24 protein-coding genes and 1 other RNA gene are annotated in these 21129 nt (G+C 44.7%); 16 read left to right on the top strand and 9 right to left on the bottom strand.

The features are described 5' to 3' along the window. Positions 1-10 precede the first annotated feature (10 nt). Positions 11-646, bottom strand: a complete 636-nt coding sequence (locus B9G69_RS16335; RefSeq protein WP_088615763.1) for a DUF4442 domain-containing protein — start codon at positions 644-646, stop codon at positions 11-13. 101 nt (positions 647-747) lie between these two features. On the opposite strand from B9G69_RS16335, the gene B9G69_RS16330 reads away from it, so the two are divergent. From B9G69_RS16330 to B9G69_RS16300, 7 genes are all read left to right on the top strand, one after another. Then, positions 748-1221 carry a hypothetical protein gene (locus tag B9G69_RS16330; protein WP_254916903.1) on the top strand — a complete coding sequence of 158 codons (474 nt, stop codon included), beginning with the start codon at positions 748-750 and terminating at the stop codon, positions 1219-1221. Then, on the top strand, positions 1221-2255 hold the full coding sequence (locus B9G69_RS16325) for a class I SAM-dependent methyltransferase (protein ID WP_088615764.1): 1035 nt from the start codon (positions 1221-1223) through the stop codon (positions 2253-2255). Before B9G69_RS16330 ends, B9G69_RS16325 begins: the two co-directional genes overlap by 1 nt. A gap of 8 nt (positions 2256-2263) precedes the next feature. Beyond that, the gene (locus B9G69_RS16320; protein ID WP_088615765.1) at positions 2264-2791 is read left to right on the top strand and encodes a GNAT family N-acetyltransferase; all 528 of its coding nucleotides are present in this window, start codon (positions 2264-2266) and stop codon (positions 2789-2791) included. A 133-nt stretch (positions 2792-2924) separates the two neighbouring features. Next, on the top strand, positions 2925-3452 hold the full coding sequence (locus B9G69_RS16315; protein WP_265437843.1) for a hypothetical protein: 528 nt from the start codon (positions 2925-2927) through the stop codon (positions 3450-3452). 14 nt (positions 3453-3466) lie between these two features. Continuing rightward, the gene (locus B9G69_RS16310) at positions 3467-4297 is read left to right on the top strand and encodes an ABC transporter ATP-binding protein (RefSeq protein WP_088615766.1); all 831 of its coding nucleotides are present in this window, start codon (positions 3467-3469) and stop codon (positions 4295-4297) included. Beyond that, the gene (locus tag B9G69_RS16305) at positions 4248-5066 is read left to right on the top strand and encodes an ABC transporter permease (RefSeq protein WP_265437842.1); all 819 of its coding nucleotides are present in this window, start codon (positions 4248-4250) and stop codon (positions 5064-5066) included. Before B9G69_RS16310 ends, B9G69_RS16305 begins: the two co-directional genes overlap by 50 nt. A gap of 1 nt (position 5067) precedes the next feature. Continuing rightward, complete coding sequence (locus tag B9G69_RS16300; protein WP_265437841.1) at positions 5068-5862, top strand: ABC transporter permease; 795 nt, start codon at positions 5068-5070, stop codon at positions 5860-5862. 23 nt (positions 5863-5885) lie between these two features. Here B9G69_RS16300 and B9G69_RS18215 read toward each other — a convergent pair whose 3' ends face one another. The 3 genes from B9G69_RS18215 to rnpB form a co-directional block, all read right to left on the bottom strand. Further along, the gene (locus B9G69_RS18215; protein ID WP_416220941.1) at positions 5886-6353 is read right to left on the bottom strand and encodes a transposase; all 468 of its coding nucleotides are present in this window, start codon (positions 6351-6353) and stop codon (positions 5886-5888) included. Positions 6354-6617: 264 nt separating this feature from the next. Next, positions 6618-7835, bottom strand: a complete 1218-nt coding sequence (locus tag B9G69_RS16295) for a hypothetical protein (protein WP_088615770.1) — start codon at positions 7833-7835, stop codon at positions 6618-6620. Positions 7836-8114: 279 nt separating this feature from the next. After that, an RNA gene (gene rnpB, locus B9G69_RS16290) (RNase P RNA component class A) lies at positions 8115-8498 on the bottom strand. A gap of 97 nt (positions 8499-8595) precedes the next feature. Between rnpB and B9G69_RS16285 the strand changes: the two genes are divergently transcribed. The 4 genes from B9G69_RS16285 (at position 8596) to B9G69_RS16270 (ending at position 12248) form a co-directional block, all read left to right on the top strand. Further along, positions 8596-9123 carry a fibronectin type III domain-containing protein gene (locus B9G69_RS16285; protein WP_088615771.1) on the top strand — a complete coding sequence of 176 codons (528 nt, stop codon included), beginning with the start codon at positions 8596-8598 and terminating at the stop codon, positions 9121-9123. A 55-nt stretch (positions 9124-9178) separates the two neighbouring features. After that, positions 9179-10384: a DASH family cryptochrome gene (locus B9G69_RS16280; RefSeq protein WP_088615772.1), complete on the top strand. Its 1206-nt coding sequence runs from the start codon at positions 9179-9181 to the stop codon at positions 10382-10384. After that, complete coding sequence (locus B9G69_RS16275) at positions 10365-10580, top strand: CPXCG motif-containing cysteine-rich protein (protein ID WP_088615773.1); 216 nt, start codon at positions 10365-10367, stop codon at positions 10578-10580. Before B9G69_RS16280 ends, B9G69_RS16275 begins: the two co-directional genes overlap by 20 nt. Positions 10581-10658: 78 nt before the next feature. Continuing rightward, on the top strand, positions 10659-12248 hold the full coding sequence (locus B9G69_RS16270; RefSeq protein ID WP_088615774.1) for a PAS domain-containing hybrid sensor histidine kinase/response regulator: 1590 nt from the start codon (positions 10659-10661) through the stop codon (positions 12246-12248). Here the strand turns inward: B9G69_RS16270 and B9G69_RS16265 are convergent. Continuing rightward, positions 12241-12921, bottom strand: coding sequence for a Bd3614 family nucleic acid deaminase (locus tag B9G69_RS16265; RefSeq protein WP_265438061.1), 681 nt, complete (start codon positions 12919-12921; stop codon positions 12241-12243). The two genes, B9G69_RS16270 and B9G69_RS16265, sit on opposite strands and share 8 nt — an antisense overlap. A 193-nt stretch (positions 12922-13114) precedes the next feature. On the opposite strand from B9G69_RS16265, the gene B9G69_RS16260 reads away from it, so the two are divergent. From B9G69_RS16260 to B9G69_RS16245, 4 genes are all read left to right on the top strand, one after another. Then, entirely contained in the window at positions 13115-14032 is a 918-nt protein-coding gene (locus B9G69_RS16260) for a class I SAM-dependent methyltransferase (protein WP_088615776.1), read from the top strand. 111 nt (positions 14033-14143) lie between these two features. Then, on the top strand, positions 14144-15427 hold the full coding sequence (gene speE, locus B9G69_RS16255) for a polyamine aminopropyltransferase (RefSeq protein WP_088615777.1): 1284 nt from the start codon (positions 14144-14146) through the stop codon (positions 15425-15427). Positions 15428-15601: 174 nt separating this feature from the next. Next, a complete protein-coding gene (locus B9G69_RS16250; RefSeq protein WP_088615778.1) occupies positions 15602-16222 on the top strand; it encodes a superoxide dismutase in 621 nt (206 codons plus the stop codon). Positions 16223-16411: 189 nt separating this feature from the next. Then, complete coding sequence (locus B9G69_RS16245) at positions 16412-16816, top strand: choice-of-anchor D domain-containing protein (protein WP_088615779.1); 405 nt, start codon at positions 16412-16414, stop codon at positions 16814-16816. A gap of 69 nt (positions 16817-16885) precedes the next feature. On the opposite strand, the gene B9G69_RS16240 is transcribed toward B9G69_RS16245, so the two are convergent. From B9G69_RS16240 to B9G69_RS16230, 3 genes are all read right to left on the bottom strand, one after another. Then, positions 16886-17452: a flavodoxin family protein gene (locus B9G69_RS16240; protein WP_088615780.1), complete on the bottom strand. Its 567-nt coding sequence runs from the start codon at positions 17450-17452 to the stop codon at positions 16886-16888. 166 nt (positions 17453-17618) lie between these two features. Next, positions 17619-18149, bottom strand: a complete 531-nt coding sequence (locus B9G69_RS16235) for a BON domain-containing protein (protein ID WP_088615781.1) — start codon at positions 18147-18149, stop codon at positions 17619-17621. Positions 18150-18221: 72 nt separating this feature from the next. Then, positions 18222-18647 carry an HPF/RaiA family ribosome-associated protein gene (locus B9G69_RS16230; RefSeq protein WP_088615782.1) on the bottom strand — a complete coding sequence of 142 codons (426 nt, stop codon included), beginning with the start codon at positions 18645-18647 and terminating at the stop codon, positions 18222-18224. A 203-nt stretch (positions 18648-18850) separates the two neighbouring features. Between B9G69_RS16230 and B9G69_RS16225 the strand changes: the two genes are divergently transcribed. After that, a complete protein-coding gene (locus B9G69_RS16225; protein WP_088615783.1) occupies positions 18851-19774 on the top strand; it encodes a LysR family transcriptional regulator in 924 nt (307 codons plus the stop codon). Between the two features lie 55 nt (positions 19775-19829). On the opposite strand, the gene B9G69_RS16220 is transcribed toward B9G69_RS16225, so the two are convergent. Next, positions 19830-21059: a M20/M25/M40 family metallo-hydrolase gene (locus B9G69_RS16220; RefSeq protein ID WP_088615784.1), complete on the bottom strand. Its 1230-nt coding sequence runs from the start codon at positions 21057-21059 to the stop codon at positions 19830-19832. Between the last annotated feature and the right edge of the window lie 70 nt (positions 21060-21129).

Raw genomic sequence — 21129 nt, 5'->3', positions numbered from 1 at the left:
ACGAGACCTTTTACTCCGCAGAGCTGCTAAGCGCTGGAGTGTGTTTTAACTTTAACTGCATTTGCACAGAACCGACGGCTTGATCATTTTCATCAAAAATTTGTACATCCGCAGCCGAAGTTGATTCGCGACGATCTCTGAGATCCGCTAAAACCACTTCGCGGGTATTTTCCGCTAATTCCAATCGCAATCTGCACTCACCTGTTTGCACTTTAAAAAACTCAGATTCAATTCGCGTAACAGCAATCTCGAAATTTCCCATCGGGGCATGACGCATCCACAGAATCTTCACGGCCTCAATGGCCGTTGTTAAAATCGCGCCCTCATGCATTTGCTTAGCTTCATTCATGTTTCGAGTGCGGGCGGGGATTACCACTTCAATCTGAGTGTCCTTAAGACGGGAAATTCTTAATCCCATTCCCGCCGAAAAAGGCCTAACGATATCAAGCGCATAACCCAGCGCAGCATGCGAAGCCTTAGGCGAAACCTCTTCCAGAAGTGCAGCAAGGTCGGCAGCACCCAGACGAATTCCGCGGTCTTCGAGTTGATTTTTTAGACCGTCTTTGGCCTGTTGAAGCTGCTGACGCAGGTTTTGCTCAAGCTCAATTCCCTTAGACATTAAGATTGTCAGCCATTGTTGGTTCATGAGATATCCTTTTCCCTACTGGTATTGAAAAATCTAAGATATCATGCTCCGATAAAGACTCGAATATTTCAAAAGAAGATTTCACCTAAGAGGAATTTGAAATGAAGAAAATTGTTAGCCTCGTTGTTTTCGTTGCTGCTTTGGTTTGGACTTGGAACGTGATTCACACGAATGAAGCTATTGGCTTCGAGACGCACGCTGGCATCCAAACGAAATTGGCTGAACTTATCAAAGCAACTTTGTCTGCAAAAAAACCAAACGCTAAAGATCTAAGAATCGATAAACTTTGGACTGAGTCTATGACTGACAACAAAGTTCGCGCCGTTTTCGCTTACAAATTCTCCGAGGCTGGTGAAGCTGGTGAAAATCTTGAGCAAATTATCGAGGGTGAGGCCATCCTTCACCGCGAACCTACTGAAGACAAGACAGATAAATGGACTTTGCAATCCGTTAAAACCACAAATGATATCGTTGTTTTCTCTGAGGGCTCCACAGTAACTCCTGATACTCCATCAGAAGCTCCGGCGACAACGCCTGCTGCTACTCCTGCTCCGACTGAACACGATCAACACTAATGGCAATTCCTACTCACTTTGTTCAAATTGATGAAGAAGGGTTTTGTGTTAGTCGCGAAGTGCGAATCCAAGACCCTCAAGCCGGCCAAGAAATTCTTGAGAATCTGAATCTTCATCAAGGCGGAACATTGTTGAGCACCTTCGGCGGCACATCCGTGATCGTCGAAGCCTTCGATGAACCCTTGATCGCTCTGCAGATTAATAAAAACGATTCACAATGGTCGATTCTCTGCCCTTACGGCACAGAGTTCTCATTCACTTTGGAATCATTAAGTGTGGATGAGTGGGACCGTTTTCATGGATATACAAAAGACAAAATTCCATTTGTAATGTCGCGCAAAGCTCAAGCCGCATTCTTTAATATTGTTGAAGAATTCGACGACGAATCGGTCACGGCTGACGGGAAAACTTACGAAGTTCCGCCGTATTGGAATTCCGAGACAGACGTCGAAAAAGAATCTTTCTGGAGCCAAATCTATAAACGCGAAGAAAACCCTGGTTGGAATTTACGTGAGCCCGCAGAAGCCTTGAAAGATATGTTTCAGCGCTTGAAAATCTCTCGTTCCCGCATTCTAGTTTTAGGATGCGGCGAGGGACACGATGCTGCGTTCTTTGCCCAAGCAGGTCACGTTGTTACAGCTGTGGATATTTCTCCTGTTGCACTTGAAAGAGCTAAAAAGCTTTACGGTCACATGGAAAATTTAACTTTTGTGGAGGCCGATTTATTTAATCTTCCACGAAACTATGACGGCGCTTTTGATATCGTCTTTGAACACACATGTTACTGCGCAATCAATCCCGAACTTCGCCAAGATTTGGTGAAGGTTTGGAATCGCTGTCTGGCTGAAGGCGGGCATTTAATGGGCGTCTTCTTTGCGATGGAAAAACGCCATGGACCACCGTTCGGCGGCAGCGAATGGGAACTTCGCCAAAGAGTTAAAAACAATTACATCCCAATTTTCTGGGGTCGCTGGCAAGCCTCCGTGCCGAATCGCCAAGGTAAAGAATTCTTCGTCTACGCTAAAAAGAAATAGGTATCAAAATGCATATTGAATTTACCCAAGCCGATGAAAGCCACGTTGAAGAACTAGTTGAGCTGATCAATTCCGCGTACCGCGGCGAAAGCTCAAAACAAGGTTGGACAACGGAGGCAGATCTATTGGGTGGTCAACGTGCCGACGAGGAAGGTATTTCAGAAATTATAGAACGCGATAATTCTGTTATCTTGATCGCCGAAGACGACGACACAGGACAGCTTCTGGGTTGTGTTCATTTGGAAAATCACGGCGGTAAATGTTACGTCGGAATGTTGACTGTAGATCCCACTTTACAAGGCCAAGGAATCGGAAAAATGCTTTTAGAAGAAAGCGAAGCCTTCGCTCAATTCTGGGGCTGTACGCATCTGTATATGACTGTGATTTCTGTTCGCACGGAGCTTGTAAAGTTCTATGAAAAACAAGGTTTCAAATTAACTGGCGAAAAGAAGCCATTTCCCTATGGCGACGAACGCTTCGGCATTCCCAAGGTCCAGAATCTTGAGTTCGTCGTCATGGAACGCAAACTCTCGTAAAAGGTGCCAAGTTAAGTCCTTCTCTGCACGCGCTTCATTCGAGGTGCTGTGCATGAATTGCATAATAACTTCTTCTCTATGTATTAAAAGTTTACCTCGAATGGGCCTATCTTTTAGGCACGCGAGGTGGCTTATGATTTCAAAAATGTTTCTAGCAACGGCTTTGACTCTGACTGCATCCTTGGCTATCGCGGATCAAATGGGTCCCAATGGTGATCGCTTTTATGATGAGGCTGCTCATTTCGTGAACGCGTGCTCTCAAGATCCTTGCAAGGCGCCTTATTCGGCTGTGTTGGTCTACAACCAAAGCTCTCGATTGAATAAACTAACCCAAGAACAAACGGACATCCTTCGCAAAGTTGCTTTCACTCAAGCCCAAATCTGGGGCGACACGATTTTAGAAGGCGACTTCCATTCAGCAGGACGCACTCGCCTGGATTCAGCTGTGGCGTTTTTCAAAGGCAACAAGGTTGTGGGGTTTAAAATTCGTTACTCTGAAAAAGCATGGAATACTTCAGAGTGCGCATTTGATGGAACAAAAGCTTCTTTAAAAGGCTGTGTTGAGGGGCGTATTGCCGAGGAAAGCTTTGTTTCCCCCGACTTCTTTACGTTCTTTACTGACGAGGACCGCCAAGCTGACTTCTCTTTAGGCGTGAACTAGTCTATGATCGCCGAATGGCGATAGTAATTGAAACACAAGATCTCACACGTACTTACAAGAGCTACCAAAAGCCCGAAGGGTTCACGAATTCCCTCAAGGGCTTTTTCAATCGACAATACCAAGAAAAAGTAGCTCTGAATAAAACAACTTTGCAAATTGAATCAGGGCAAATCGTTGGACTGGTTGGTGCCAATGGTGCTGGTAAAACCACGCTCTTAAAAATGCTTTCAGGTCTAGTCACTCCCACTGCCGGTGAAGCGCGCGTTCTGGGGTATCGTCCGTGGGAAAGAAAAAACGAATTTCTTCGCCAAATCAGTATTCTTTTGGGACAAAAAAATCAGTTGTGGTGGGACATCTCCCCTGCTGATTCCTATGCGCTGCTTGCACGTATTTATGATTTAGATCCAGCGGGTGCGCGCAAACGTGTCGCTCACTTGGCAGAGATGCTTCAGTGTTCTCACGTGCTGCACACTCAGCTTCGTCGCTTGTCATTGGGAGAGCGTATGAAGATGGAGATCATCGGCGCACTTTTGCACGAACCACAGATTCTTTTCTTAGATGAACCCACAATTGGACTAGATATCGTGGCGCAAGAAACCATTCGTGAGTTCTTAGATCAATATGTAAAAGAGAAAGCTCCGACAATTATTCTTACTAGCCACTACATGGATGATATCGCTCAACTTGCTGACAAATTACTTCTGATCAGCAAGGGCAATATCGTTTATCAAGGCACAGTGGACGAGTTCGTAGCGAACTCAAATAAAGAACAAGCTGAAAATCAAGAGGTCGATTTTGAAGAAGTCATTCGCCGTTTTTTGGAAACGGAATCTCGCGTTCGCTAAGCTCGCGATTGTTTCCAATCTTGAGTACAGACTGAATTATTTTGTCGACGCTGTTTTACAACCAGCGCTAACTACAGGAATTGAGATTCTGTTGTGGATAGCAGTATTCCGTGGAGCTGCCACGACCGAAATCGCAGGTTTCTCTCGTGAATACTATTTGGCCTATGCTCTGTGGGGCGCTTTCTTTGCCCGGATTTGCACAAGCTGGATGTATGAATTCCGCATGATTCAAGAAATCGACTCGGGCAGTATCAACGCCATCCTGACTCGGCCCATGACATACTATGAATATTATTTCTCGCAGTTGATGGGATATAAGTTTGTTACGACCGTCGTTTCTATGGTCATTCCTGTTTTAGCCGTAATTATCTTTGCACTGCCGACTAAATTTGAACGACTGCCAATGGCCTTTGCTTTGGAGTTCTATTACTTAGTTTTGGTGCATTCGATTAGTTTCGTGGTGGCCGCTTGTGCCTTCCATTTAAATAAAATCTACTCCTTCACGGGAGCTAAAAATTTAGCTCTGTGGTTGTTAACCGGCGAGCTTTTCCCTTTGGATTTAATGCCCGAGCCCATGAAGTCCATCGTGATTGCATTGCCATTCAGTTCTGGTGTTTATGTTCCGGTAGGTTACCTGACGGGCCGTTTGGAGATCTCTTCCGTCTACCAATCCTTCGTTTCAGTGACGATTGGTATCGTGGTTGTGAACATCATCGGTGCACTGATCTGGAAGCGCGGACTTAATGCTTACACAGGAACGGGAGCGTAAGATGACTGTGATTAAAAAGTACTGGCTCCTTTATGTTTCAATGTTTCGCGCAAGTTTCATCGCCGACCTTGAATATCGCGTGAACTTCTTAACTCGTATCGTGACGGATATCTTTTGGTATATTGCTCAGATCATGACCTTCGAAGTTCTCTTCCTTCACACACCGATGATTGGCGCGTGGAACCAGGCCCAAATGCGCGTATTTCTGGGAGTGGTCTTTGTCGTCGACGCACTTTACATGATCATCCTCTCTGAAAACTTGGACCAGTTCTCAGAAAAAGTCAGAAAAGGCGATTTGGATTTGCTACTCGCAAAACCGGCAAACTCGCAATTTATGATCAGTCTTCAAAAAGCGTCGACACCCGCGATCGGAAATTTGGGAATCGCAACAGCATGGTTTGTATATAGCTTATTGCAAATGCCAGACTTTGAGTGGCTTCGTTTGTTCTGGTTGATCATTTTAATTCCATGCGGATTGATCGCTCTCTACGCGATGAGATTCACGATGGCAGCGACCGCCGTGATATTTGCTAGATCTGAAAACTTGCAATTCATCTGGTATCAAATCTATCGATTAGGAATGCGCCCTGATTCGATTTACGTTCCGTGGTTGAAGTGGTTATTACTAACCGCCCTCCCCGTGGGAGTCATCGCCAGCGTCCCAGCCAAGGCATTGCTTGAACCGCCACCGTACGAGCTTTTCGCCTGGGTGATCGTACTCGCAGCACTGCTGATTTACCTCTCCAACAAATTCTGGAAGTTTGCTCTAAAATCATACTCAAGCGCGAGTTCTTAATAGGTGCCAGGTCCTATTTCTTATCACAACAAGTCATTCTCAGAGAGAATTGGCTTGTTTGTGTTTCGATGCTTCTTGGACTTAAAGTATTGATGCTTTAATCCCACTCTGAAGCCCTCGAGCTTTTCTGAATCTGGGCTTGTATTCAGCCATCTCAACGTTCCAACTCTATCCGAAATAAACGTACTATCTTCACACAGAGGAATTACTTGTGGAGAAAGCCCTAACTTCATTCGCAATGAACTATAAGGATACTCTTCAACTTTTTCACAAATTCCAGCCGTGACTGGATTTCGGTAATTATATTTATACGCATTCAAGTAGTAATTGTGATGTTGCAAGATGCACTTGTAATGACGACCTGCAAATGTCTGATTGATACGATTCCCTGCTCGAGTTAACCGTCGACTTACTCGATACATAAATTGCTGCATACACTTGCTGACATTTGCATCAGGAGTAGATGCAATAAGATGAAAATGATTACTCATTAAAATAAAGCTATGAATCAAAAGGTTATATTCTTTGTGCGCATAAGATAGTTCATCACAAAAAATATTCCAAACTTGATCCATAGGAACATGAAACCATTCACGATTTATACATCGGGCACTTATATTATAGGGAAAAAGGGATTGCGAAACTGTTCTTGCTCTAGGCATGAGTTAGAAACCCTCCAAAAACCCCTACAGCTTGGCATCGCGGAGAGTATCATGTGAAGGCGCTCTGCATCCGTAAATAGGACCTGGCACCTTTTAAATTCCTAGATTAATGACTGATAAGACCCAATCGAAGATTTTCATATAGAATGGTTTTGCAGGAAGCTCGTTGCGAGCTTTTTGACCGTAATATTCAAATAGGTTTTTGAAATAGCCGTTGTACCACGACGACATCAAATGCTCTTTGTCGTAACGAGTGCTCTTGCCTGCTGTTAAACGTTGAGGCTCCGTAACATAGACGCGCAGTTTTCCATCAACATCGTGTTTGTGCATGCGCTCGTACCATTTCTCAATGGAAACGGCCTTGCCAAAGAACGGGTCGATAATCCACCAGCCGCCTTCAGAATTTTTCACAGCCGTCGCCACATGAAAAGTCCAAACCGTATCGCCAACCAGTGCTTTCATCTGACCAACAACGTAAACTTTGCGAATAGAAGCGTTATCGACTCCGCGATGCAAAGACTCAAGATGCGAATTCATCGCACGCCCAAAACAAAAACCCAGTTGCCCACTTGGATCGTACTTTTTCACATTCAACAAACGAGTCACCGGATTGCGGGTCACTGCTTCATAGATACTTTTTGCTTCAGAGGCATTGATAGAGTTTTTGCGACCCGTTCCTGGATTTACAGTCGAGATCGCCTTCATCTGATCAAGCACTGCTTTATTCATCGCCTCTGCTTGCGCCGGCGTGACCTTAGCTTGATCCGCATACAGGTTTTCAGCCGTATAACGAGTCAAAGAATCATTCACGATCTTAGACCCTTGCAACGACAAGCGATCCGCCAAAGAAAATCCCGCAAGCTCCAAGATACGGTCCTTACGAGCAATTTGGTCACGAGTATAATTATCAGAAAACGCCAAAAGATTTTCGCGAACGCCAGGCTCAGTACGACCCAAGCCACGCGCAAGTTGCAAAGCCGTAGCCTCTTGATCAGAAACCTTACGATCCAAAGCCAACTCCACTTCACGCTTTAGCAAAACATCGTGAGTGGACATCATCGTCAGCAACTCAAAGAAAGCTCTCTGATCCGCCAAAGTATAATCAGCACGCTGATTCACCAAGCGATCAACTAACGCCATCTGCTCATCTTTCAAAACACGATTGAACTCATTCTCAACGAAATCCTTAGTCGCCTGATAGACAGAACTTTGCTCAACAGCAAAAACAGACTCACAACGGTTTTGCCCATAAGCAAAACTGCCAAGAATCATAAAGCCGAAAAAAGCTAAAATCCCACGACAAAAAGGCATTGAAGTCTCCAACGCCGGATTCAATAGCAATTCCAGGACCCATAAAAGCCGCAACCTATAGGAGATAAAGGATTTTTCGCTGTTAAAGAAATAAACAGAAGCCAAAAATAGCGAGCAGCAAGCAAAGCGCGCTGCAAGCCAGCCTCCCAGAACGAAGACGGAAAAAAACGATCGAAAAGGGGTCAGTGGCGAGGCGCCAGGAGGAAGGCGTACAATCAGTACGCCGACGACGCAGCAACGAAGCCAATGGCCCCTTTGCGGTCGTTTTTTGGAAGGTGGGATATCGGTTTTGCTTTAAGCCGGATTCTGTCCTATCTACCTGGTCCCATAATTGTCCCGATAGATTTGGATGATCATTCCTCTAGGAGCGACATTACTGTCGCCCTCAAGCGATCTTACCCGGTGACTACGGGCTGGCCGCCCTACTAGTGTCACCCTATTTGATCTTGCTCCGCGCAGAGTTTGGCTGTTTTCACTCCGGCGGCTCCCCTGACCCTCCCGTTCCCGGTGTCAGGCTCAATGCCCCGGACATTCTCTCTGTTCCACTGTTCCTTAGGTTACCCTAGAGGGGCGTTACCCCTTGCGCTGCCATATGGAGTCCGGACTTTCCTCCCTGATATCAAATATTTAGAATATTATCAGAGCGATCATCCGCAAAACCGACGCATTTTTTAACACCCTCCAGCAAAATTCGCAAGAGGGTTTTCTTCGTCACATATTTATTTTACTTTCAACTCACTGACTACAAAAGGAATTTTATATGAAGATCTTCGCATCTCTTATCGCGTTTGCATTCACACTAGCTTTGACAGCTCCGGTTGTTGCTTCTGAAGGTCATTCTGGACCAAACATTCACACGAAAGAAGAACTTGGTAAAAAAATGAATTCTTTGTTCCCACCAAAGCAAATGGACAAAGAAGCGCAAACAGTTCCAGCTAAACCTGAGCTTACTAGCCCAGAGTATTTCGCTGCGATCAAAGGTGAGACGGTTACATTGAAATGGAAAGAAGCTAAAGACGCGCAAGAATACCACGTTCAAGTTGCGACAGATGCGAATTTCAAATGGTTAGTAGCTGAAGATCAACACGTAAAAGCAACGACATTCGACGTTGCTAAACTTGAAGCAGGTAAACACTACTTCTGGCGTGTGGCATCTGTCAGACCAAACAACTGGAGCACGTTCCGCAAATCTTACTTTGCAATGTCCATGTTCGAAACTCCAGGAGCTGCAACTGTGCCAGCTGCTGGCGAACCGAAAGCTCCTGCTGCTGATACTCCTGCAAAATAGCATTCTCTGACGAATCAGGTTCGTCGTCTATAGAGGCCCTCATATACTTTCTTTCATGAGGGCTCTTTACTGGTTCCGCAACGATCTCAGACTCCATGATAACGAAGCACTAACTTGGCTCTGTCAAAACGCCGAGGCGGTTCTATTCGTTTATTCGTATCCACTCAATTTCAGTCGCGCTGGAAAATTTCGTCGTAAATTTCTTTTAGAAACATTGGCGAGTCTTGAAAAAGAGTTGGAAACTCGCGGCCATAACCTGGTGATCACATATGCTCACCCCGAAGAGGTTTTGCCTACTCTGATCCATAAATACAAAATCGATACCTTGGTTTACACCGAGGAATACACCCCTGAAGAAACCCGCGAAGAAAAGTTGGTGACATCACGGACAGTTGTCGATCGAATCATGTCCTTTGACCAACGCACCCTTTTGAAAAAATCAGTTTTGCCTTTCCCCTTAATAGAGCTTCCGCAAAACCTGGCAGAGTTTCAGGTCCTGTTAAACAGTAAAGTTCCTGAAAAGGTTTTACCCATTCCCTTGGTATGGCCCGAACCCATCGACGCCGACGAATTTGAACTGGATCTCAATCGCGAGCTTCGCATGTTTATGACACCCTCCAGATTTTCGGGAGGAGAAATCCAAGCATTAACTCGTTTAAAAGAGTTCATTTGGGATAAAGATCTATTGCGCAGCTTTAAAGACTCTCATTCAGAATTGATGAGTTTTGATGATAGCTCTAAATTTTCACCGTGGCTTTCAAACGGTAGCTTATCGCCGCGAGTGATTTATTGGGAAGTGAAAGCTTACGAAAAGGAGCGCACCTCCAACGATTCAACCAACTGGATGTTGATGGATCTTTTGCGTCGAGATTTTTTCAAATACTACGCTCTGAAATTAGGACCATTTTTATTTCAAGCAGATACGAATCCCACACATCAACCACTTGTGGATGATCGGCTTCAACAAGAACTTTTCAAAAGCTGGAAAGTAGGAGCAACAGGTCGCGAGTATGTCGACGGAAACATGAAAGAGCTGAATGAAACCGGCTTCCTTTCCTATCGAGGTCGGCAAGACGTCGCGAATTATCTGACCGAAACCTTAAGCCTGGATTGGCGTTGGGGCGCTCGCTATTTTGAAGAGATGCTGATCGATTATGATGCCGCTAGTAACTGGGGGAATTGGAATTACGTCGTGGGAGTGAATGAGCCCATCTCCCCGCAAAAACGCCATGGAGGATTATATGACCAGCCCGGAATTTGAAAGTTTCGATAACGCGGAAATTGAACAATACTTCCAGTGTCCTTACTGCCATCAAGCGATTTCGATGCTGGTGGATATCTCGGAACCAGGTCGACAAATCTATATCGAAGACTGCGAAGTCTGCTGCAAACCCATTCAGATCGCTTATTCCACGGATCAAGGACGCCTCGTGGATTTTTCGGCGCAGAGAATCTAAACAAGTAATTACAAAAGTTTAATTCCCAGGGAGTTTTGTAATTATATTTACCTGCAATTTTACAGATAAACTTTCATTATGAACAAATCGGCGTACGAAGCGCTCGTAAATTCCCATGCACTCATCGAGTTTGATCCCGAAGGCAGAATCCTTTGGGCCAATCGGAATTTTTTGAATCTTGTGGGTTACGAAATGGACGAGATTCACGGAAAGCCTCACTCTATTTTCCTTCCGTCCTACGATCTTCACGCCAATGAGTACGCAGAGTTGTGGGATACTTTGCGTGCAGGCAATCCGCAAGTGGGCGAGTTCAAACGTCTTTCAAAATCAGGAACAGAAATCTGGGTTCATTGCTCCTACACTCCCGTCAAAAATGATAGCGGGGATGTGATCAAAATTCTCTCCATGGCATTTGATATCACCGAGAAAAGACAACTCGCTGAAAATTTAGAAAGAAAAAATCAAGAGCTTCTTTCCACTGCAGCCAAAGCACGTGCTGCCACTTACGCAAAATCTGTATTCTTGGCAAACATGAGCCACGAAATTCGCACGCCACTAAATTCCATTATCGGTATCACAGATACTTTGGCAGAAACGCCCTTAGACGGCCAGCAAACTTCGTTTGTTGAGATCTTACAAAGAGCTAACTATCAACTGATGACTATCATCAATGACGTGTTGGATTTGTCCAAAGTGGAAGCCGGCGAAATTGTTTTGCACATGTTACCATTTAGCCTTCAAAGAATGATCGACGATATCGTATCGATTCTGGATTTCCGCGCGAAAGAAAAAGGCTTACAACTTAAGGTCACCGTCGCCCCTGACATTCAAGACTACTACATCGGCGATTCAGATCGTCTGCGCCAAGTCCTGATCAATCTTTTGAACAATGCGATCAAGTTCACTCATCAAGGAACAGTTTCGCTACATGTTCAAAATAATAACACCACTCGGACCGGAAATTTATTATTCAGTGTTTCAGACACGGGCATCGGGGTCTCTAAGCAAAAATTCAAAGATATTTTCCGTCCCTTCACACAAGCTGATCCGACGACAACTCGTCGTTATGGGGGCACCGGATTGGGGCTTTCTATCTCTCAGAAAATCGTAAGCCTCATGGGGGGCCTGATCTGGCTTGAAAGCGAGCCCAATGTCGGTAGTACTTTCTATTTCACGGCTTCGATGCCTGCGACGACCGAGCGAAAAACCAGCATGCACAATCCATTGCAAGGTCGTTACCAGCTGAATGACATTAACCACTTCATTCAAGAACAGCGCCTGAAGGTATTGGTCGTCGACGATGTGGATGACAACCGCAATTTGCTGGGGATTTACTTACAAAAAACTATTCATCAAATCACTTACGCAGAAAGCGGCAGCGATGCTGTTGGTTTAGCTAAAACGAATCACTATGATGTGATCTTTATGGACGTGCAGATGCCAGGAATGGATGGGCACGAAGCCACGATGCGCATTCGTGAAATCGAAGCAGAACAAGGTCGCCGCAAAGCTCGCATTTTTGCTTGTACAGCAAATGCATTTGCCGAAGATATCGAACGCAGCATGAAGGCTGGCTGTGATATGCACTTATCAAAACCAATTCGTAAGGACACATTGATCAAAGCGATCAATTCTTGCTTTGCGGTAAATGAAGTGGCGGTTAGTTAATTCGCTGATTAAGCCCGTAGCGATCTAAAACAGTCTGCTTGGACATACCACCGGATTCTTCCACAGAGTAATACACTTTTAACTGATCTGGATTTTCAGACCACTCGTAAATCATTCCTGCGCACATTTTGCAGGGTTTGTGAGTGCTATACAAAACGGACCCTGGGGGAATTTTTCGTCCGTTTTCTCGAAAATATCTTTGCACCAAATTTACTTCCGCATGCAGGGTTTTATTGATGGAGTTGGAATTAACTCCGTAACTGAGAACTTTTCCATCCGGAGCAATAAGCAGTGCCGCAATCTCGCGATCATAATCATGCAGGACTTCGCCACGGGGGACTTGTTTTGATAAATTATGAGCAAACCGCAAATGATCCAAGTCGTTCAGCGGTTTTAAACTTTCCAGCCACAGCTGTACTTTCTGTATCTGCATTTGATTTTCAGGATTCAGATGCATCACTGCCACGACGAAGTTTTCCGCCAAGTCGACTTCTATAAATTCCAGGTGTTCTGAAAATTCAGAATCCCTCTTTGGAACGATATCCCCTGTTGCACGTTTGGCGACGACCTTAACCATCCCCTGACACATTTCCGATAATGGAGCCGTGGTGAAAATTCTTTGGCGCAATATGAAAAAGCTGTGATCTTTGTGCCGATCGAAAAGGCCCTGCATCAGTTTCACAATCGACGATGAGGGAGCAGATGAGCCTTTAGCAAAGTGGGAAAAATAAACTTTTCCCTTAAACTCGACAAAGGCGACGTCAAAGTCTTTCTTATAGAGTAAAAATGCTAAATGTTGGGACCTTTTTTCGGGGCTCATTCAAGAATTGGTACCATAACAGAGCATTTTTGTCTAAAAAGGCCCTATGCAAATGATCAAAAATCGTCTTGAAAAGAACTATAAGAAACTTAAATCTTGGGCCGAGCGTGCTGGGATTCAAGCTTACCGTCTTTACGACCGTGATATCCCAGAATATCCGTTCATCGTGGACATCTATGGCGATCACTTCTTGATCTATGATAAGGGCGACAGTCGGGATATCGAAAAGAACCATCTACCGCACGTCATCGAGGCCTTGCAGGCTTTGTTCAAAGTGGATGAATCGAAAATCGTGATTAAAAAACGCGAACGCCAAGAAGGTTTAAAGCAATATGAAAAACTAGATCAAAAGGATCAAACCTTCACTGTCAAAGAATCCCAAGCGACTTTCAAGGTGAACCTTTATGATTATCTTGATACAGGTTTGTTCTTAGATCACCGTCCCATGCGCCAAAAGATCTACAAGACAGTGAACGGCAAAAAATTTCTGAATCTGTTCTGCTACACCGGCTCCGTTAGCGTATTTGCGGCTTTGGCCGGGGCTAAAACGACCTCCGTTGACATGTCTCAAACCTATTTGGCTTGGGCTCAAGAAAATTTCGAGCTTAATAATATTCCTATGGCCCAACACAGCTTCATCAACGCAAATGTGCTGGAGTGGTTGGACCGAAACCAAGGGAAGCCAGCTTTCGACGTGATTTTCTTGGATCCTCCGACTTTTTCGAACTCTAAAAAAATGACAGATAGTTTTGATGTCGAACGCGATCAGGAACTGCTTGTAAACGAGTGCATGAGCATGCTGGAGCCGGGCGGAGTTTTGTATTTCTCGAACAATAAACGCAAGTTTCACCTCTCACCTGCAATTAAAGAGCAGTACAAGGTTCGCGACATCACCGAGGAAAGCATTCCTCAGGATTTCCACGATAAAAAAATCCACGTCTGCTTTGAGATCCGCGCCCTTTAAGGGGAAAACTTATCTGACAATTCCTGGCAGATTTATGTTGCCCCCTGGTCTAAAAGGTCCTATTTACCCTTTAAAAATTAAGCACAATTTTTACATTTGGAGGGCACGGAATTGAATGCTTTAGGTCGCCACATTTTGGTTGAGTTCAGCGGTTGTAACGCTGAGGTTTTGAACGACGTTTCTATCATCGAAAAAAGTATGATCGAGGCGGCACAAATCGCAGGTGCTACTGTGATCAACTCGACATTCCACCACTTTTCTCCATGGGGAGTGAGCGGTGTGGTTGTTATTCAGGAAAGTCACTTGGCGATCCATACATGGCCTGAATACAGATACGCAGCTGTGGATCTTTTCACATGCGGCGAAACTGTAGATCCATGGGTTTCTTTTGAACACCTTAAAAAAGCATTCCAGGCAAACTACTCTGCGATCGAAATGAATCGCGGTTCTTTGCACGTGATCCAAAAAACAGATTTTAAACCGAAAACAATGCGCGAAAAGCCATCTTTCGATTTATCGAAGGGTGTTCAGATCGAACGCAATGTTTGGTTCACTGACAAAGATGAAAACCAAGCTTTGTCGCTTCGTTACACTGGTGATGTTTTGTTTGATGAAACAAATCCGTTCCAACGCGTTCGCGTGTTGAATTCTTACTCTCACGGTAAATTCCTGGCGATCAACAACATGGTTATGTGCTCTGAGCGCGATGAATTCCATTACCACGAGATGATCACTCACCCGGTGATGCAAGCCCACGGGAAAGCGAAAAATATTCTGGTTATCGGTGGCGGTGATGGCGGAACTATCCGCGAACTTTTCAAATACGACGTTGAGAAAGTGACAATGGTTGAAATTGATGAAGCGGTTGTTCGCGCTTCCAAGCTTCATTTGCCAAACATCGCGTCTGAGTTCGGCAACCCGAAATTGAATCTTATTATCGGTGACGGCATCCAGTTTGTTAAAGATGCCGCTCCAAACACTTACGATATCATCATTGTGGATGGTTCGGACCCGGTAGGTCCTGCAGAGGGCTTGTTCACGGCGGAATTTTATAACAACTGTAAGACTGCACTTAAAGACGGCGGTATGGTTATCACTCAAGGTGAATCACCGATGTTCCATGAGGGGACTTTCGTTGAGCTGAATAAGTGCCTAAAAGGCATCTTTGGTCAAAGCAGTGTTCACACGATGCTTTTCCACGCAACGACTTACCCGTCGGGGATGTGGAGCTTGCAAATGGGTGTTAAGGGCTCAACTCACCCTGCGTCTGATTTCAACAAAGACAATGCGCGCCAATTCTCCAAGGCTAAGGGTCTTAAGTATTATAACGAAGACCTGCACACTGCAGCTTTCTCGTTGCCGACATTTGTTAAAACAATGTTGGGCCAAAACTAAGTTAGCTAACTGTCTCTTGTGGACTCCGTCTTATTGGGCGGAGTCCTGTACATTCCTAAAAAGATAGACCCATCTCCATTTTCAATATAGTTTCATTTAAGAATTCCTCCGACCCGGTCGGAGATTTTAGAGACTCGCTTCGACACCTTGGTCGACGCCAAATAGGAGACGTAAATGTTCAAACTTCCAACACTTCCGTATGCAAAAACAGATTTGGCTCCTTTGTTCAACGAAGAACAAATGACTTATCACTACGACAAACATCACAAAACTTACATCGACAACTTGAACAAAGCGATGGAAACAGACTCTTCTCTTAAAGGTAAATCTTTGGAAGAGATCGTTCTTTCTTCAACTGGCGGTAACTTCAATAACTCCGCTCAAGCTTGGAATCACACATTCTTCTGGTTCAACATGGCTCCGGCAGGCAAAGGTGGTAAACCATCTGCTGATCTTGAAACTGCAATCAAACGCGATTTCGGTTCTATGGACGAGCTAAAAGCTAAGTTCGTTGACGGTGGTGTTAAAACTTTCGGCTCTGGTTGGATCTGGTTGTGCACAGATGCTTCAGGCAAATTAAGTCTAGTATCAACTTCGAATGCAGCGGTTCCATTCACTAACAACGGCCCAGCTCCAATTATGGTTGCTGACGTTTGGGAACACGCATACTACGTTGATTACCGCAATCTTCGTCTTAAATACCTAGAAACTTTCTGGTCACAAGTAAACTGGGACTACGTATCTCAATGTTACGCCTCTAAGAAAGTTCAAGATTTGACGAAAGCGATGACATAGGTAACAGTTCCCTTTTTGGAACTCACCGCAACAAAAAAGGGAGCTTATGGCTCCCTTTTTTTGTGCCTTCACACCGTCTGGATATTTCGAAAGACAAGGCTGTGGTTACTTTCCCTTCATATAACGGTTCCCTACTTGTGGGGCCCCACAGTTGTTTCACAATAGGGGCAACCGTTAAGGAGGTTCCCTATGAAAACCCTTATTGCTCTTTTGCTGGTCACCACTTTTTCGTGGAGTGCACAGGCTGCTCCCACGCACTCTTTTATAAAATCACCTATCCACACCACTGAAGAAGTCGCTGTCGATTATGATTTCGGTGATGTGACTATGGGTAATGGTGCATCCCAAACCTGGGAGTTCACTGCTCCTGAAAATGCAGCCGTGTACATCAGTCAAATCACAATTACAGGGGATGATTTCTGGGCAGATACTGACTGCTTAGGAAAACTAGATGCGACCTACTCTTGCACATTCACACTGTACTTTGTGCCATCTAAAGAAGGCGCAGTTACAGGCACTGTGAAAATCATGACGAATTTAGATAACGTCACTATAAATGCAAAAGCTAAAGGTGTCGCAGCTCCCGCTCAGTAAACCCGAAGGTAACCGAAGGTAACAGTTCCCTTTTTGGAATGCATGGCAGTACAAAAAGGGAACTGTTACCTATCGAAACCACTTACGACGAGGGTCTTTTTTATCGACAGGCCATGTGGTCCAAGTGACTTGCATCGACATCGCTGTTTTCAAATTTTCTAAAATCAATTCTGCATCTTCAATCTGCCAGAAATCTTTGGCGTGAGTATTTTTTGATTTCAAAGCGATATCAGAGACGAGCGAATAAACCATTCCACTCATAGGTGGGATCAAGAATCCCATCGTACTTAAAACGCCTTGCAAGCGTGATAAGACGGACTTTCCACCCACCGAATGCATCAGCACCATCACAGCACACGGTTTACCCATAAGGGCTGGAGTCCCTTCCATATCGGTCATTTCTTCCATCAGCTTTTGCATCGGACTTCCCCATGAGTCCCAATATGTGCCGGTGACAAAGATCACTCCATCGGCCGCTGCAATTTTCTTTTTCAATGTCGTGCTAATTGATGTTTTCGCTAAATGAACGACGTCATAATTCAGAGTTTTATCAAGATTATGAACCTTTTGAATGAAGACTGCGCAATTGCCTTTATCACCAGAAGGACTGCCATTAAGAATCAAAACTTTTTTCATAGATAAAAGGTAAGCTGTACCCGAAAAAAGTGCCAGGTCCTATTTACGGATGCACCGCATACGTAAATAGGACCTGGCACCTAAAAAGAAGGCGCCCGGGAAATGGGGCGCCTGTCATGGAGGGATATCGGGAAAAGGACCGCATGATTTTAACTATGTATCACCATCAAGTAACCTCCTGTTGGGAAGTTCCGGAACCCTCTGAGTCCCGGTATATGTTTTGAAAAAAAGGAGCTCGGCGCGGACGATCCGTGATGGAGATATTCTCGATCACGTCTTGTACGCCGGAGAGCTCCCAAGCCGAGCCGATTGCTAAAGCTTTTAGTCGTGGTCGGAAAACTTCGCCTTCGAGAGTGACAACACCGTCTTCAACGAAGACTTCAATGTGTTCTCCCCCGATCATAACGAATTCTTCTATCGACTCAGTGACCAGCCTCTTTAGCTCTTCATCGGAGCGATGATAGTCAGATGGAACAACAATGCGGTCTTCAATAGACCAAACTCCATCAAAATCGGAGACGAGTTCCAGAGCTGCCATTTTTTTATAGGATGTATCGCAAGTGCCAGTGACAATTACGGAACATCCACGCACAATCACATCGAAGTCGGCAGCGCTCACACGTTTATCCCATTTCAAGCGTTCACAGATTTTTCGTCTGAGTTCGTTTTCGATTGGATTATTTTTATGAGTACCCATGGCCAACTCCTTTCTGATTGCTCGGTTAATCTTTAATTTATTTCTCTATTTTAATTTATTTCTCTGTTTATTTCATTCTTCTGCTAGCCGCCAATCCCCCTGAAGGGACTGGTTTGAAGCCATCGCATCCGCTTCTGCTTCAGTAGGGAAGTAATTTAGCATCGGATCGTATTTACGATGCATGGCTTTTTTGTCGGAACGGCGACGCAAAACAGCTTTTAAGGAGTCTACCGTTTTCATCACTGCTCGTTTAAAACTTTCATCAGACTTCGCGACTTTGATTACGCTTTTAGTATGTGTGGGTTTTAAAATGACCTCGCAAGTATAACTTGGTTTGCGAGAATGAGTACGATGACGATCAGTCTCGACTCGAACGGTGAGGTGAGCAGCACTATCGTACTTAAAGAAATCTTCAATAGAGCCTTCTACTTTTTCAAGTAAGTAAGCTTCTAAGTTTTCTGTACGTGTGATGTCTCTGTAGTAGATGTCTGTTTGCATATCTACCTCCTTGTTCTTTCATTATCGTTGATGGCAAACAATTCTTTAAATATATAATTTAAATGACATACATAAGTTAAAGTTATAGGTTTAGTCCGGGTACTTTGGATTTCCTTAGTGCTATTGGACAGTTGGACGAGTGTGGTCGGGGTCTTGGTTCCAAAACGGAGCCGTTTTTTTGCTCTCAAACGGGGTCTTAATTTATGTTTAATTTTAATCACTTATATTATTTTTACGTGACCGCAAAAATTGGTGGCGTTTCAAACGCTGCAAAATATTTAAGAATCTCCCAGCCCAGCCTGTCCTCTCAGTTAAAAATTTTAGAGAGCAATATTGAAGTAAAACTCTTCGAAAAAAAAGGTCGCGTCTTACAACTCACCCCAGACGGAGAGAAGGCTTTCGTCTATGCGAAACGGATGTTTGACATAGCTGGAGAATTTGCCGAATCGTTGAAATCCCCCGGGGAAAAGATGACGGAAAGATTTCACGTTGGTGTGTCTGAACAAGTGGAAAGACCGTTCATCGCGGATCTTCTCTCCCCGGTGATTCGTGACAACCGCGGTAAGACCAGTAAGATTATGTCAATCACTTCTGCTCCCGATGAGGATATCGTGCAGATGCTTCGAACGAAGGAAGCTGATTTGATGTTAACTAATAAACCGATTTACGCTGACGATGTTGTGGAACTTGCATCTGTGGGAGCACCGGTAAATTTAATGGTCTCAACTCAACTATTGAAGTCATTAAAGATCCGTGTTTCCCGCAATACAAGCATTCAGGAATTTTTATCAGCCTTCCCTGGCGGTTTAGTCATTCCAACTTACAAAATGAAATTGCGCCACGAAACGGATCTATTTTTTGAAACATCAAAAGTGAGAAAAAAGATTTCCTTTGAATCAGATATCTTGTCGGTCGTCGGTCGCGCCATCGTCGACGGTGCAGGTTGCGGATTTTTACCTCTGCCCTATCTGCTTGAAGAAATAAAGTTGGGCCTGGTCACTGTGATCGGCCCCAAATCAGGCTACTGGAAACATTCGCTTTACATGATATCACACAAGGAAGACGACTATGATGATCTAACTAAGGACATCGTGAAGCGCTTCAAACAACTGGATAAGTGGAGTTAAAAAAAAGCCCCGGGTTTCCCCAGGGCTTCGATGAAATCAAAAATTTCTGATGTGACTAGTACGGCTGACGAGCCGTCGAGTTTGCTAGGTCCATTGCGAATACAACTGCAAGTTTCGAGTACATCGCTGAGTGAGCGAAGTTCGTTTTATCGTTGATCATGTCTTTCGCGGTATGGATTAGTGGGTTATCTGCGCGCATAGTAGCCTCGAAAGGCATCAAAGTTGGGTAACCTTGTCTGAACCAAGAAGCATGGTCACTGCAACCGTAACCGCATTGATCGTCAACGATACGAGCGTGCAAGTAAGTTTCGTTCACAGCTCTTAGGTAATCGTGCAACCACTTGCTTGTGAAGTCTGTCATGTTACCGATCACGAACTCGCCGGCACCTGGGTAAGAAGTCATGTCCAACTGAAGAACTGCAACAACGTCGCGTTTTTCGTTTTTATAAGCTTTTGCGATTTCAGCAGAACCCAAAAGACCTGATTCTTCACCTGCGTACCAGAAAAACTCAACGGAACGTTGTGGCTGGCCTTTTTGAGAAACGATACGCAAAGTTTCTAGCAAGTTTGCAGATCCAGAAGCATTGTCGTCAGCTCCTGGAGCTTGCTGACCGCCGCCCCATCCTTGATTGATGGAATCCAAGTGGCCACCCAGGACAACAACTTCATTTGGACGAGTCGAACCCGTCAAACGAACACGCACTGATTTTTGCGGAGTGGAGCTGTGATCGATTAATGAAATTTCGTAAGGAATATTGGAGCTTGCAAGCAATGTCTGCAAACGAACCTTCATCGCATCCACGTGCAAATTAGGATTGCTGCCGCGGTTGTAACGAGTCGGATATGAAGACAACCAAGTCACCCATTCACGAAGATTTTGTTCTTTAACTTCGCCGACAGCTGCTTCGATCTGGGCGTTTTTCTCTAAAGAAACTGCTGCAAAAGGAGCTCTGTCGTAAAGATCATTTTTCGCCTTAATTTCGGCTAACGAGCTCAACATGGAAGTAAAGTTCACAGCTTGGAAGTTCTTCTCCGTAGTTAAATCTTCAAAGCCGCCGCATTTACCGACTTTATGGGCGCGCTGTTGGATTTTTAGTTGCATTTCCGGAGTGATAATCGCATATCCGACACCTACAGATTCTTCTTTAGCGAGGACTGGAATGTCCAAAGCTTTTAGGTCGGCAAGGTCCGCCAAAATGGGCTTCGTTGTGAATGTTTCAAGAGCCGCCTCGTGAGCTTGTGCTTGCGATGCGATGAGTAAAAGGGCCGTCATGGCAATTTTCATGGAATCATTCCTTTGAAATAGATTACTTGTTTACAATGGTAGCCAAATTGTCCGCAACCAGCAAAGATTA

The sequence above is a fragment of the Bdellovibrio sp. SKB1291214 genome (assembly GCF_002209355.2).
GTDB lineage: Bacteria > Bdellovibrionota > Bdellovibrionia > Bdellovibrionales > Bdellovibrionaceae > Bdellovibrio.
Note: the sequence above shows the minus strand (reverse complement) of the source record. Positions and strands in the feature narration are given on the sequence as shown.

What these genes read in the sequence shown, in the direction of transcription:
- B9G69_RS16335 (WP_088615763.1), bottom strand. Translation starts at nt 646, where the DNA reads ATGAACCAACAATGGCTGACAATCTTAATGTCTAAGGGAATTGAGCTT.
- B9G69_RS16330 (WP_254916903.1), top strand. Translation starts at nt 748, where the DNA reads ATGAAGAAAATTGTTAGCCTCGTTGTTTTCGTTGCTGCTTTGGTTTGG.
- B9G69_RS16325 (WP_088615764.1), top strand. Translation starts at nt 1,221, where the DNA reads ATGGCAATTCCTACTCACTTTGTTCAAATTGATGAAGAAGGGTTTTGT.
- B9G69_RS16320 (WP_088615765.1), top strand. Translation starts at nt 2,264, where the DNA reads ATGCATATTGAATTTACCCAAGCCGATGAAAGCCACGTTGAAGAACTA.
- B9G69_RS16315 (WP_265437843.1), top strand. Translation starts at nt 2,925, where the DNA reads ATGATTTCAAAAATGTTTCTAGCAACGGCTTTGACTCTGACTGCATCC.
- B9G69_RS16310 (WP_088615766.1), top strand. Translation starts at nt 3,467, where the DNA reads ATGGCGATAGTAATTGAAACACAAGATCTCACACGTACTTACAAGAGC.
- B9G69_RS16300 (WP_265437841.1), top strand. Translation starts at nt 5,068, where the DNA reads ATGACTGTGATTAAAAAGTACTGGCTCCTTTATGTTTCAATGTTTCGC.
- B9G69_RS18215 (WP_416220941.1), bottom strand. Translation starts at nt 6,353, where the DNA reads ATGAGTAATCATTTTCATCTTATTGCATCTACTCCTGATGCAAATGTC.
- B9G69_RS16295 (WP_088615770.1), bottom strand. Translation starts at nt 7,835, where the DNA reads ATGCCTTTTTGTCGTGGGATTTTAGCTTTTTTCGGCTTTATGATTCTT.
- B9G69_RS16285 (WP_088615771.1), top strand. Translation starts at nt 8,596, where the DNA reads ATGAAGATCTTCGCATCTCTTATCGCGTTTGCATTCACACTAGCTTTG.
- B9G69_RS16280 (WP_088615772.1), top strand. Translation starts at nt 9,179, where the DNA reads ATGAGGGCTCTTTACTGGTTCCGCAACGATCTCAGACTCCATGATAAC.
- B9G69_RS16275 (WP_088615773.1), top strand. Translation starts at nt 10,365, where the DNA reads ATGACCAGCCCGGAATTTGAAAGTTTCGATAACGCGGAAATTGAACAA.
- B9G69_RS16270 (WP_088615774.1), top strand. Translation starts at nt 10,659, where the DNA reads ATGAACAAATCGGCGTACGAAGCGCTCGTAAATTCCCATGCACTCATC.
- B9G69_RS16265 (WP_265438061.1), bottom strand. Translation starts at nt 12,921, where the DNA reads ATGCAGGGCCTTTTCGATCGGCACAAAGATCACAGCTTTTTCATATTG.
- B9G69_RS16260 (WP_088615776.1), top strand. Translation starts at nt 13,115, where the DNA reads ATGCAAATGATCAAAAATCGTCTTGAAAAGAACTATAAGAAACTTAAA.
- B9G69_RS16250 (WP_088615778.1), top strand. Translation starts at nt 15,602, where the DNA reads ATGTTCAAACTTCCAACACTTCCGTATGCAAAAACAGATTTGGCTCCT.
- B9G69_RS16245 (WP_088615779.1), top strand. Translation starts at nt 16,412, where the DNA reads ATGAAAACCCTTATTGCTCTTTTGCTGGTCACCACTTTTTCGTGGAGT.
- B9G69_RS16240 (WP_088615780.1), bottom strand. Translation starts at nt 17,452, where the DNA reads ATGAAAAAAGTTTTGATTCTTAATGGCAGTCCTTCTGGTGATAAAGGC.
- B9G69_RS16235 (WP_088615781.1), bottom strand. Translation starts at nt 18,149, where the DNA reads ATGGGTACTCATAAAAATAATCCAATCGAAAACGAACTCAGACGAAAA.
- B9G69_RS16230 (WP_088615782.1), bottom strand. Translation starts at nt 18,647, where the DNA reads ATGCAAACAGACATCTACTACAGAGACATCACACGTACAGAAAACTTA.
- B9G69_RS16225 (WP_088615783.1), top strand. Translation starts at nt 18,851, where the DNA reads ATGTTTAATTTTAATCACTTATATTATTTTTACGTGACCGCAAAAATT.
- B9G69_RS16220 (WP_088615784.1), bottom strand. Translation starts at nt 21,059, where the DNA reads ATGAAAATTGCCATGACGGCCCTTTTACTCATCGCATCGCAAGCACAA.